This is a genomic window from Mediterraneibacter gnavus ATCC 29149, from assembly GCF_008121495.1.
GTDB classification, from domain to species: Bacteria; Bacillota; Clostridia; order Lachnospirales; family Lachnospiraceae; genus Mediterraneibacter; species Mediterraneibacter gnavus.
This window is the reverse complement of record NZ_CP043051.1, coordinates 1,987,657-2,000,051: the sequence shown is the minus strand read 5'-3', so window position 1 is coordinate 2,000,051 and position 12,395 is coordinate 1,987,657. Positions and strand designations below refer to the sequence as shown.

Genomic DNA, 12,395 nt, shown 5'->3' with positions numbered 1-12,395 from the left:
ATTCTTTCCTCATTTTTCTTTTTATTTATACCTCAAATCCAAAATATCTCACTGCGTTGTTGTAAGAGATATCCTGCACAATTCTTCCAAGAATCTCTTCATCTGCCGGATACTCTCCGTTTTCTACCCATCCGCCGATGAGATTGCAGAGAATCCGTCTGAAATACTCATGTCTTGTATAAGACAAAAAGCTTCTGGAATCTGTCAGCATTCCCACAAAATTACTGAGAAGTCCCAGGTTGGCAAGGGATGTCATCTGATCGATCATCCCCTGCTTGTGGTCATTGAACCACCATGCGCTTCCCTGCTGGATCTTTCCTACGACACCGGCATCCTGGAAACATCCGATGATCGTTCCGATGGCTGCATTATCGTTTGGATTCAGACTGTACAGAATCGTCTTTGGCAGCTCGTCTGTTACATTCAGTGCATTGAGCAGATCTGCCAGCTGTGCAGATGGCGTATAAGTGTCAATACAGTCAAATCCCGTATCCGGTCCAAGCTTGCGGAAACGTTTTACGTCATTGTCACGTTTACATCCGTAATGAAGCTGCATTGCCCATCCCAGACGATGATATTCTCTTCCTGCATAAAGCATAAATGCAGTCTTATATTTTAATTCTTCTTCTTTGCTGATCGGCTCTCCTGCCATTCCTTTTTCAAAGATGGCTTCGATTTCTTCCTCGGAAGCAGGCACATACATGGCATAGCCCAGTCCATGATCCGATGCGCGGCATCCCATCTCATCAAAGAATTCCATCCGTTTTGTCAAGGCATCTTTCATATCTGCAAACGAATGAATCTCCATGCCTGCTGCCTCACCCAGTTTTTTCAGGTATGCGGCAAATCCCAGCTTTTCAATCTTCATCGCCAGATCCGGTCTCCATGCAGGAAGTACTTGCACTTCAAAAGAATCATCCTCTTTTAACTGTTTGTGCCATCTTAAGTCATCTGCCGGATCATCTGTGGTGCAGATCAATGTCACATTGGACTGACGGATCAGATTTCTGGCGCTCATCTGCGGACTCTGCAGTTTTTCATTGCAGAGATTCCATACTTCTTCTGCAGTCTTCGCATTCAACGCGCCGTGATATCCGAAATAACGCTGCAGTTCCAGATGACTCCAGTGATACAGCGGATTTCCGATGGCGCGCTCCAGAGTCTCCGCCCATTTCTGGAATTTCTCCCTGTCGGACGCATCTCCTGTAATATAGCGCTCTTCGATTCCATTCGAACGCATCTGACGCCATTTGTAATGGTCGCCTCCCAGCCATACCTGGGTAATATTTTCAAACTGTCTGTCTTCTGCGATTTCCTGCGGACTGATATGACAGTGGTAATCCAAAACCGGCATCTTTGCTGCATACTCATGATACAGCATCTTCGCAGTTTCCGTCTCCAGAAGGAAATCCTGATCCATAAATGCTTTCATACCGCTTCCTCCTACACGTATTTTTTGAGTGTTTCACGAACAGCTCCCGGTGCTTTTGTCATTTCTTTCAAGTATCCACATACAAGTTCTGCAAGTCCTGCTTCATATAAATCCACACCGAAAATCTGTTTCATCTTCAACACTTCTGATACTGCGCTCTCTACGTCCTGTCCTTCTTCCAACTTCAGGTCTGCAACATATGGGCAGACAGTTGTAAGCAGCGGATCCGGACTTAAATCAAATGCTTTTCCGCTGTCATCTACGCCCATCAGATAACGCAGCCATCCCGCAAATACAAGCGGAATCAGCTTCAGGTCTTTGACATCCAGTTCGTCGGATGCTGCATATGCTTTGATCGTCTCTCCAAAACGGATTGCCAGTTTCTGAGAAGTATCTGTTGCAATACGCTGCGGAGTATCCGGCATAAATGGATTCGGAACACGAACCTGAAGAACTGTATCAATAAACTCTTTCGGATCCAGTACTCCCGGATTGACTACAACCGGAAGACCTTCTTTGTATCCGATTGTCTCCACTAATTTTTTGAGTTCCTCATCTTTCATTTCGTCCGAGATTTTTTCATATCCAAGCAGACATCCGAATACTGCCAGCGCTGTATGCAGAGGATTTAAGCAGGTGCAGACTTTCATCTTCTCCACTTTGTCTACTGTCTCACGCTCTGTAAACATCAGGCCGCCTTTTTCCAGTTCTGGTCTTCCGTTCGGAAATGCATCTTCGATGACAAGATATTCGCACTCTTCTGCATTTACAAATGGCGCCACATACGTATTCTTGGATGTGATCACCGGATCCAGCTCTTCAATTCCATCCTTTTTCAGAAGTTCTTCTACTGAAGCATCCGGACGTGGTGTAATCTTGTCGATCATGGTCCATGGGAATGTCACTTTTTCTTTACAGTTTACATATGCTCTGAATCCTGCATCTGTAAGTTTGTTCTCTTCCCATTTCTCTGCAAATGTATTGATCGCTGCATACAGTTTATCTCCGTTGTGGGAACAGTTGTCCATGCTGACCATTGCCACCGGCTTTTCTCCTGCCTGATATCTCGCATAAAGGAGCGCTGCCACTTTTCCGATGTAACTCTTCGGAGCTTCCGGTCCGCTTACAAAGTCTGCCTCTACATCCGGAAGCAGTTCCCCTTTTCCGTTTACAAGGCTGTATCCCTTTTCTGTAATCGTAAATGTCACCATCTGCAGGGAGTCTTTGGCAAAGATCTCCTTCAGACGTGCAAAATCAGATGCATTTTCTGTGTTGACAGTCAAAGACTCTACCACACTTCCGACTACTGTTTTCTCAATGTTTCCATCTGCTTTGAGTGTCACAAGAATTGTGTAATCATCATGAGGATGGTTCATTTTTTCCACGATCTCATAGTCAAATCCCTCTGCAACGATCAGACCGCGATCCAGAATGCCGTCATTCAACAGGTTCTGTACCACATTTGCCTGAAATGCACGGAAAATATTTCCCGCACCGAAATGGATCCAGAACGGATTTTCTTTTGTCGCTTCTGTCACTTTCTCTCTGTCAAATTTTGGAAGGGCGTATCCCGCCTCTTCCCATTTTGCTCTGTCTTTCAGTCCTTCTGCACTTAATCTCATGATTATCTGGCTCCTTTCTCGATTGCTTCCCACAGGCCGTTTAAGTAAGTTGCCCCCAGTGCACGGTCATAAAGTCCGTATCCCGGCATTGCCACTTCATCCCAGATCATACGTCCGTGATCCGGGCGGATCGGTCCGTCAAATCCGATTTCGTAAAGAGCCTTCATGATCTCATACATATCAAATGTTCCGTCAGAAGACAGGTGTGCTGCCTCTTCAAAGTCTGTCGGAGAGTTGAATTTCAGGTTACGCACGTGTGCAAAATGGATTCTTCCTTTCAGGGAACGAATCATATCCGGAAGATCGTTCTCCAGATTTGTTCCGTAAGAACCAGAACAGAATGTCACACCATTGTGCGGGTTGTCTACCATTTCCATCATACGGAGAATGTTCTTCTTGTTGATGATGATACGAGGCAGTCCGAATACGCTCCATGCCGGATCATCCGGATGAATTGCCATGTTAATGTCATATTTGTCACAAACCGGCATAATTCTCTCCAGGAAATATTTCAGGTTTTCAAACAGTTTCTCATCATCGATCTCTTTGTACATCTCAAACAGTTCTTTGACATGCTCCATTCTTTCCGGCTCCCATCCCGGCATCACCGTTCCGTTCATATCACCTGCGATAGAATCAAACATTTTTTCCGGATCCAGTGCATCTACTGCTTCCTGTGTATAAGCAAGTACTGTCGATCCATCCGGACGCATTCTTGCCAGCTCTGTTCTTGTCCAGTCAAATACAGGCATGAAATTGTAGCACACCAGGTGAATGTCTTCTTTTCCCAGGTTTTCCAGTGTCTCGATGTAGTTATCGATATACTGATCTCTCTCAGGTGCGCCTGTTTTGATTGCATCGTGCACATTTACACTTTCAATTCCCGCTACATGAAGTCCTGCTGCCTCTACTTCTTCTTTCATTGCACGAATACGTTCGCGGCTCCACACTTCTCCCGGTGCTGTATCATACAGTGTTGTGATCACTCCTGTTACTCCCGGAATCTGGCGAATCTGCTTCAGAGTCACTGTGTCAAATTTAGCTCCATACCATCTGAGTGTCATTTCCATAGTTATCATACCTTCCTTTTCTGAAATCGTGTTGTTACATTCATTATAAAAAATACTGTCTAAAATACCATTGACTTAGTTGTTGTATACATTGCAAATCTTGTTGTTTCATGCTACTCTAAAAAAAGAAATTCATGTGCTGCAAAAATCAGCACATACTTTTAAAGGAGTTTTTATGAAAAAAAATCTGCAGACAGCATTTATTACAAGACAGCATATGCTGTCACGAGATTTCGAACTTTACTATTATAATGACCACAATCTGTCCAAAGTAGACCTGCATTCCCACAATTATTATGAATTTTATTTTTTTATGGAAGGTGATGTCAGCATTCAGATCGGAACCGAAGTTTACCCGATCCATTTCGGAGATATCATGCTGGTCCCGCCACATATCCCACATCGCCCGATCATTCACAGCACGGCCTCTCCCTACCGGCGTTTTGTGTTCTGGATCAGTCAGGAATACTGCAACCATCTGCTGCAGATTTCCAAAGATTACGCTTATTTAATGCAGCATGTGCAGGTCAGTCAGAATTACTTTTTTCCAACAGACAGGATCACATTCAATGCTATCCAGTCAAAGCTGCTGCGTCTGATCGAAGAAGTGCGTTCTGACCGTTTTGGACGGGATGCCCAGATTCCGCTTTACGTCAATGATCTGCTTTTATATCTGAACCGTCTCGTCTACGAACGGCTTCATCCACAAAAAAGCCGGACCGAGGAATCCCTGTATCAGAATGTTGCTGCATACATTGAGGAACATCTTGACGAAGATCTCTCCCTTGAAAAGCTTGCCGGAGAATTTTTTGTCAGCAAATACCACATTGCCCATGTATTCAAGGATAATCTGGGATTGTCGATTCACCAGTACATTACAAAAAAACGGCTTGCCCTTTGCAGGGAAGCCATTCTCGGACAAATGAGTATCACCGAAGCCTATCAGACCTTCGGCTTCGGTGACTACTCCAGTTTTTACCGGGCATTCAAAAAAGAATACGGGATTTCTCCCAAAGATTTCCGAGACATGCAAAAAGATCTGCTCGTGTGATCAGTCTAAATGGAAGACTTCATGGAGATCTGTACACACCGGGCTGTTGTCCGGGTTCGTCTCCATGATATCAGCCATAAAATCCCACCATTTGCGATTGATTGCTGTATCTGCGCTCTCGTCCCATTTTTTCAAATCCTCAACTTCAATATATCCATACAGAACATTGGTTTCACGATCCAGAAAAATCGTATAATTGCGTCCGCCGTACTCGTGGATCATCTCTTTCATTTCCGGCCAGAGTTCATTATGACGTTTTTCATACTCCTCTGCCATATCCGGATATAACTTCATCTTAAATCCTTTTCTTACCATGCTGTGCTCCTCCTGTATTCATATGATTGTGTTTACTATAGCACAATTATATTTGAAAAAGTTGAGTAAAATTGCGGTTTTTATGGGATTTCGGATGGTTCTTGCGGTGTTGTATTACATCAATTCCGAAATTCATCCCATACAGAATCCAAAGCCTCTATTACCTTCTGATACTGCCTGTATTTTTGCTCATAAATCTCCGCATACTCACTTCTTGGATATACCGTTTTCTTTATTCGTACTGTTCTTTTGATCGCCTCTCCATAATCTTGGTATACTCCAGCCGCAATTCCAGCTGTAATTGCAGCCCCCATCGCCCCCAGTTCTTTATCTTCCATTACTTCTACCGGTATTTGCAAAACATCTGCAAAAATCTGCACCCACACATCAGAATTGGCTGCTCCTCCTGAAAGCTGTACTGCTTTCGGTTTTTCTCTATTTAACAACAGTTTTCTAACATGTGTATAATGAGAAAAGACAACGCCTTCATATACCGCACGAAGCATATGCTCTTTCCCATGATATGCAGTCAGTCCTACAAATGATCCCTTTGCCAGCGGTGCCACATTCGATCCATTTAAAAAGGGCAGAAAAATCAATTGATTATTTTCCGGTTCAATCTGTTCCACCCATTTATTTGTAATATCATAAATTGATCTTCCCGACTGCTGCGCATCTGTTTTTTCATAAGACATTAAATTCCGAATAAACCACTCCATATTTCCTGCAGAGGTAGGACTGCTTTCTTCCACCAGGTAATACCCCGGAATACAGAACATAGAATTTAAGCTGACTGTTCCATTGATAATCGGATGTTTGCAGATAAATTCATTGATACTCCACGTTCCCGCAATCATACATAACTTTTCTTCCCGATCCAGTCCGGATGCAATTCCACACGCATTCACATCAAACATCCCTGCTGCAACAGGCGTTCCTTCTATAAGTCCTGTAAGATCAGCTGCCTCCTTGGTGATGTATCCGCAAATATCAGCAGACTCTTTCAATGGAGGAAACTTGTCATAAAGCGTGCCGATTCCAAAACACTCTAACAACTCTTTATCATAGCTTTTTGTATTCAAATTAATCAGATTGCCTCCTGAAAAATCTGTATACTCTGCACAGGCCTCTTGTGTTAATCGGAATCGAATATAATCTTTTACTGAAAAAATATACTGCACTTTGGAAAGTATTTCCGGCTTCTCCTGCTGAAACCACGCCAAAATACTGACCGGCTGACAGACAAGAATGTCCTGAAAAGTTTTCTCATAAACTTTTTCTTTTGTTCCATCCTTTTCCCATTTCTTTACAAACTTCCATGCTCTTGTATCTGTAGATAAAATACCATTGTATACAGGCTTTCCTGCTTTATCTACCATATAAAGACCTTTTCCGTGCCCGGAAAAAGAAACACCTGCAATTTTATCTGCGGACACTTTGCTTCTTATTACTACCTCTCTGATAACCTGCACATTAGCCTGCCAAAGTGTTTCCATATCTCTTTCTGTATATCCGGACTTTGGAGTAATTACAGGCACAAAGATGCTGGCTACCGCTATCTGATTTCCATTTTCATCAAACAACGCAGCCTTGGAAAATGTTCCACCATTATCAATCCCCATAAAATATCTCATCTTATCCCCTCCGTTCATTTTGAATATCTGGCAGGAACAGGGATTGTACACATGCACAATCCCTGTTCCTCTCCTGTTTTTAATCCACTATAACTGCTTAATCCATTCTGCCATATTGGACTTATCAAATACAAACGGATCTCCTGCCAGAACTGCTGTTCCATCTCCGCTCCTATATGCTTCATATGTAGTGGCTTCATAATCTCTAAAAGCATCCATTTCAAAAGAGGAACCTTCTGTCCCGTCAAATGTCCCCTCTACTGCTGCATATGTGGCTGCACCTGATACAGCACCCAAATGAATCACATCCCAGAGCATCATATAAGGACACACATAATCAAACGCATCTTCATCCGCTGATTTTGGCATAAAAGACTGCATTTCTGATGGAATTCCAAGACCTGTCAGCTTAATTTCACTGTTGGAAGATTTCAGAGCCTGTCCTGCCGCTGCAATACCGACTGTTGTTGGTGAAATAATGCAGTCTACAGAATTTTCCGCAATAAATGCCTGTGCCTGTGTCGTAGATTCTGTCAAATCGTCATTTCCATATTTTTTATCCAGCTCCTTACTTACTTTTCCTGCATAAAAATCTTTGGATAATTCATCTTCCATTGCTGCAATCCATGAATTTTGTACCGGTGTATCAATTGAAGCAGACAATACACCTAATTTAATCTCATCGCCCTTATAGCTCTTAAGTTCACTTTGTACAGTCTCTTCCATTTTTCCATCTCCCGGATAGTCAACTCCCAAAGTGATCAATACTGCTGCCTGTACCAGATACGACCCGATATCTGCTGTTTCTGCCTGATTCACATGGCATACTCGATAATCCGGGCTTGCTTCTGAGTCCACGGATACAATCGGTATTCCGGCCTCTTTTGCTTTCTTAAACACTTCGTCATACCCGGCGTCCCCATTTGTGGAAATCGTAATAGAAGCAACCTTTTGTGTAATCAATTCATCCAACATCTGTACCTGTGCAGCAACTGTTGTTTCTGCCGGACTCTTATAAACTGTCTTCTGCCCCTTACCTGACAGATATTCTTCAAATCCTTCATACATTAGATCTCCAAATGAATTTCCTGTAGATTTGAACATAAATACATGTGCACCTTCCAGTGATTCTTTTCCTGATCCTCCGGTATTTTCTGCTGCCTGATTTTTCCCGCTTTCCGGATCTGTTTTTGATGTTGTGGTACTGCACCCTGCCAGTGATGCAAGCATCATTGCGCTTAACCCCAATGCTGTCAGTCGTTTCCAATTCTTCATATGTTCTTCCTCCTTCTTTATGTATAAGCACTTCTCCTATGCTTATATTCTGTCTATTTTGCTGCAAATCGTGCCTTTGCCCGCTTTTCATCTTCCTGTTGCTCTTTGATCCATATATCCGTTTGCTCTTTGCATTTCTTTTGCAGATTCGTAATATTCTTCTCGATTTTTTCCATTTTCGCTGCTTTCTCTGCCTGCTCCAGAGAAGTATCTTGTTTCAGACTTTCCAAATTTCGTTTCAATACTTTGATTTCTTCTGCAGTTCGGATATTCAATGCCTCTACATTCTTATTTCCTTTATAAATAAATTTTAATTTTAAACTTGCAAGCAACTCCCGATTCAAGCTCGGAATCAATACCGCAATAATCAAAATCAAACCTGTTACAATTTTCCTTGTATTGGCATCTACATCCAAAAGCCCAAGCGTATATGTCAAAAATGCCATAATCAATGTCGCAATCACAGGTCCGTATACTTTTCCTTTTCCACCATTGGTAGAAACTCCACCAAGCACACAGATCGCAATTGCCGTCATCTCATATCCCGTTCCCATAGTGGAAGAAACACTGCCGCCCATACGCCCTACAAAGAAAATGGATGCAATTCCGCACATGACTCCCATCAAAATAAAGACTGTCATTTTTGTTTTCTTTACATCAATTCCGGAATACTGTGCACATGTGGGATTATTTCCGATAATATACAATTTCCTTCCGAATTTTGATTTATGAAGAACAAATACAAATACTGATGCCATTGCGAAAAACAATAACAGTGCAATTGGAATTCCCAGAATATTTGTCCACGCCACAGACGTGTAAAAGCTTGGAAACTCTTTCAATACATTTACATCCAGAATGATTTTTACAATTCCCCGGAACAACATAGACGACGCTATCGTTACAATTACTGCCGGCATTCCTACATATGCTATCAGAAATCCATTGAATGCTCCGCACAATGCACCTGCTGCAATCCCTGCAATCACTCCTGCAAATGCCGGAAGCCCTGCCGAACAACACAGTCCTGTAGCCATCGAAGAAAAAATCATGATTGACGCTACCGATACATCAATGTCTCCTAACATCAGGATAAAGATCATCCCAAGTACCAGTGGGCATACATCCATACCTGACTGAATGATCGACTGTATTGTGCCCTGAGAAAAGTACAGATTCGTTCTGCTAATCATTAAGACCAGATTGATCAGAATCAAAATATATACCAGTACCATTTCCCAGCTTACTAAGAATCTGGATATTTTAAATCCCTGTTTTACTGACAAATCCCTGACAGGGGCTGCTTTCTTTGTATTTTTTTCACTCATCAGATTAATGCCCCCCTTTCTTTCAGTGCTCTTTTCTTGGCAGAATGCTCTGTAAAGATATTTAAAGCTACTGCTGCAATAATAATCGCACCCTGAATTGCATCCGACCATACACTCAGTCCCGGCAACAAACTAATGAAATATGTGATTACTGACATCATCAAAAATCCAATGATCACACCATCAACCTTTCCTTTTCCTCCAGTAATACTGACACCACCGAGGATACAAATTGCAATTGCCGTCATCTCATAAGAATCTCCAATCATGTAACTGCACGTCGCATAATTTGCTGTATACAGCATACCTGATAATCCGGCAAACATCCCACAAATCGTCATTGCCAGAAATATCACTCTCTGCTCTTTAATTCCTGCAATCTGCGCAGACTCTCGATTCGTTCCTATCGCATAAATTCTTCTCCCCCTTGATGTATACCCCAAAAACAAAACTGCAAGAATAAAGGCAAGCACCAAAATCCACAAAATACTCGGAACTCCTGCAATTTTTTTAATCGCAAACGCCTGATATCCTTCTGTAAACTGATGTGGAAACCACCATTCTCCATCACTCAAAAGGAACGAAAGACCCCTGAAAATATACATCGTTCCCAGTGTTGCGATCATTGGCACCATTTTCAGATATCCAACCAAAATTCCATTGATTGCTCCGCACAATGCACCGACAAGCATTGCGACAACTACCCATACAACTGCTGGAATCTCCGGATTTTCAGCCATAAATCTGCAGCACACGACTCCGGCAAGAGACAAACTTGCTCCAATGGAAATATCAATTCCGGCTGTAATGATCACGACCATTTCCCCCAATGCCAGAAGTCCAAACACTGCATTATTCTGCAGCATACTGAGAATGGAATTCAAAGAATACATAGACGGTGTCACGATAGCTGCTATGATTAATAATACAGCTAAGCCAAGGAGCAGACCAAAATTTCTGTTTTCTGTAATTCTGGAAATGATTGTTTTATTCCGTTTTCCCTGCATTATCCTTCCCTCCTGTCGCTTTCATGCTTCAACGATGCCTCTAGGATCATCTCCTGAGTCGTTCCTTGTGTATCAAACTGTCCAACTACTCTTCCACTTCTCATCACTACGATCCGGTCTGCCATTCCCAATACTTCCGGCATTTCCGAAGATACCATAATGATCGCATAACCATTTGCTGTCAGTTCATTCATAATCTCATAAATGGAATATTTTGCACCTACGTCAATTCCTTTCGTCGGTTCATCCAAAATCAGCACCTTCAGATCACAGTTTAAAAGCTTGGCAAACACAACCTTTTGCTGATTCCCTCCAGATAAAGAGGATGGAGGTGCACTGATATCTTTTGCTTTCAACTGAATCTTCTGACATAATTCAATCGCTTTTTGTTCTTCTGCATTTACATCCAATTTCCCAGCTTTTATGAACGAGTTCATATTTGCTGATGATACATTCTGGTAGATTGGCAGTTCATTGATCAGTCCCTGTGTCTGCCTGTCTTCCGGCAAAAGTCCAATTCCCAATTGTAAAGCATCTATTGGATTTTTGATCGAAACTTGTTTTCCTTCCAGCTCAATGGTTCCACTATCCGGAGTCATAATTCCGAAGATACTCTGGCATACCTCTGTACGCCCAGCCCCCACCAAACCTGTAAGACCTAAAATCTCACCTTTTTTTACATCAAACGAAACCTGTTTAAAATATCCTTCCTTCGAAATATTGTTAATACGAAGAACTGTGTCTCCTATTCGGGCTTTCTTAGAAGGGTACATCTGCGTCAGCTCTCTTCCCACCATTGCTCCGATGAGTTTTTGATTCGAAATTTTATCTACATCCCAACATCCGATATATTTGGAATCCCGAAATACCGTTACCCTAGTTGCCAACCTGTACATATCCTCAAATTTGTGTGTAATAAAAATAATTGAAACGCCTTCATCTCTAAGATGCTCTGTGATTTGATATAACTCTTCGCATTCTCGTTTTGAAAGAGAAGCTGTAGGTTCATCCATGATCAGAATTCGTGCATCTCTGGACAATGCCTTCGCAATTTCCACAAGCTGTTGTTGTGCCACTGATAACATACTCATAGGTTTCGATACATCAATGTTTTTACTCAGCGGTTCGATTAACTCTTTTGCTCTTTTGGTCATCAATTTCCAGTTATAAATCCCCAGTTTTGTTTTAATCTCCTGTCCCATGAAAATGTTTTCCGTAACAGAAAGATCCGGAAATGCCGTAACGTGCTGATAAATTGCTGCGATTCCAAGTTTGGCGGAATCTTCTGTAGATCGAAGTGTTATTTTCTCCCCTTCCAGAAGCATCAGACCACTGTCGGGTTGATGAACCCCTGTTATCACTTTAATAAAAGTTGACTTTCCTGCGCCATTTTCTCCCATGAGTGCATGTATTTCTCCCCGTTTTAACTGAAACTGTACACCGTCTAAAGCTGTCACTCCACCAAATGTTTTTACTACATCTTTCAGTTCCAGAATAAATTCGCTCATCGACCTTTTCTCCTTTCCCATCTTGTAATATTTTTTTCGTGTCCTCCTTGTCCATGCCACAATCATATCTTTTTTTCCTGTTTAAGCAATATCAAAAAAAGTTTTTTTAGTATACTTTTTCGTCTTTTTCATATATTTGCCATTTTTTTACTC

10 protein-coding genes are annotated in these 12,395 nt (G+C 42.1%); 1 reads left to right on the top strand and 9 read right to left on the bottom strand.

Features of this window, described 5'->3' with window-relative positions:
• Positions 1-25: 25 nt before the first annotated feature.
• Genes uxaC through uxuA form a run of 3 tightly spaced genes read right to left on the bottom strand, consistent with a single transcriptional unit; the run spans position 26 to position 4,124 of the window.
• Entirely contained in the window at positions 26-1,432 is a 1,407-nt protein-coding gene (uxaC, locus tag FXV78_RS09765) for a glucuronate isomerase (protein ID WP_004841587.1), read from the bottom strand.
• Between the two features lie 11 nt (positions 1,433-1,443).
• On the bottom strand, positions 1,444-3,054 hold the full coding sequence (locus tag FXV78_RS09760) for a mannitol dehydrogenase family protein (RefSeq protein ID WP_004841585.1): 1,611 nt from the start codon (positions 3,052-3,054) through the stop codon (positions 1,444-1,446).
• A 2-nt stretch (positions 3,055-3,056) separates the two neighbouring features.
• A complete protein-coding gene (gene uxuA / locus FXV78_RS09755; RefSeq protein WP_009244990.1) occupies positions 3,057-4,124 on the bottom strand; it encodes a mannonate dehydratase in 1,068 nt (355 codons plus the stop codon).
• Positions 4,125-4,299: 175 nt separating this feature from the next.
• Here uxuA and FXV78_RS09750 point away from each other — a divergent pair, with 175 nt between their 5' ends.
• Complete coding sequence (locus FXV78_RS09750) at positions 4,300-5,175, top strand: AraC family transcriptional regulator (RefSeq protein ID WP_022038547.1); 876 nt, start codon at positions 4,300-4,302, stop codon at positions 5,173-5,175.
• Here the strand turns inward: FXV78_RS09750 and rhaM are convergent, their stop codons facing one another.
• The 6 genes from rhaM to FXV78_RS09720 form a co-directional block, all read right to left on the bottom strand.
• Positions 5,176-5,490 carry an L-rhamnose mutarotase gene (rhaM, locus tag FXV78_RS09745; RefSeq protein WP_004841578.1) on the bottom strand — a complete coding sequence of 105 codons (315 nt, stop codon included), beginning with the start codon at positions 5,488-5,490 and terminating at the stop codon, positions 5,176-5,178.
• Positions 5,491-5,609: 119 nt separating this feature from the next.
• Positions 5,610-7,124 (bottom strand): FGGY-family carbohydrate kinase, encoded by a 1,515-nt coding sequence (locus FXV78_RS09740; RefSeq protein WP_009244992.1) that lies wholly within the window; start codon positions 7,122-7,124, stop codon positions 5,610-5,612.
• 87 nt (positions 7,125-7,211) lie between these two features.
• On the bottom strand, positions 7,212-8,399 hold the full coding sequence (locus tag FXV78_RS09735; RefSeq protein ID WP_004841574.1) for a substrate-binding domain-containing protein: 1,188 nt from the start codon (positions 8,397-8,399) through the stop codon (positions 7,212-7,214).
• Positions 8,400-8,452: 53 nt separating this feature from the next.
• Positions 8,453-9,727 (bottom strand): ABC transporter permease subunit, encoded by a 1,275-nt coding sequence (locus tag FXV78_RS09730; protein WP_004841573.1) that lies wholly within the window; start codon positions 9,725-9,727, stop codon positions 8,453-8,455.
• Positions 9,727-10,734: an ABC transporter permease gene (locus FXV78_RS09725; RefSeq protein ID WP_004841571.1), complete on the bottom strand. Its 1,008-nt coding sequence runs from the start codon at positions 10,732-10,734 to the stop codon at positions 9,727-9,729. Before FXV78_RS09725 ends, FXV78_RS09730 begins: the two co-directional genes overlap by 1 nt.
• A complete protein-coding gene (locus FXV78_RS09720; protein ID WP_009244993.1) occupies positions 10,734-12,242 on the bottom strand; it encodes a sugar ABC transporter ATP-binding protein in 1,509 nt (502 codons plus the stop codon). The genes FXV78_RS09725 and FXV78_RS09720 overlap by 1 nt, the downstream gene beginning before the upstream one ends.
• Between the last annotated feature and the right edge of the window lie 153 nt (positions 12,243-12,395).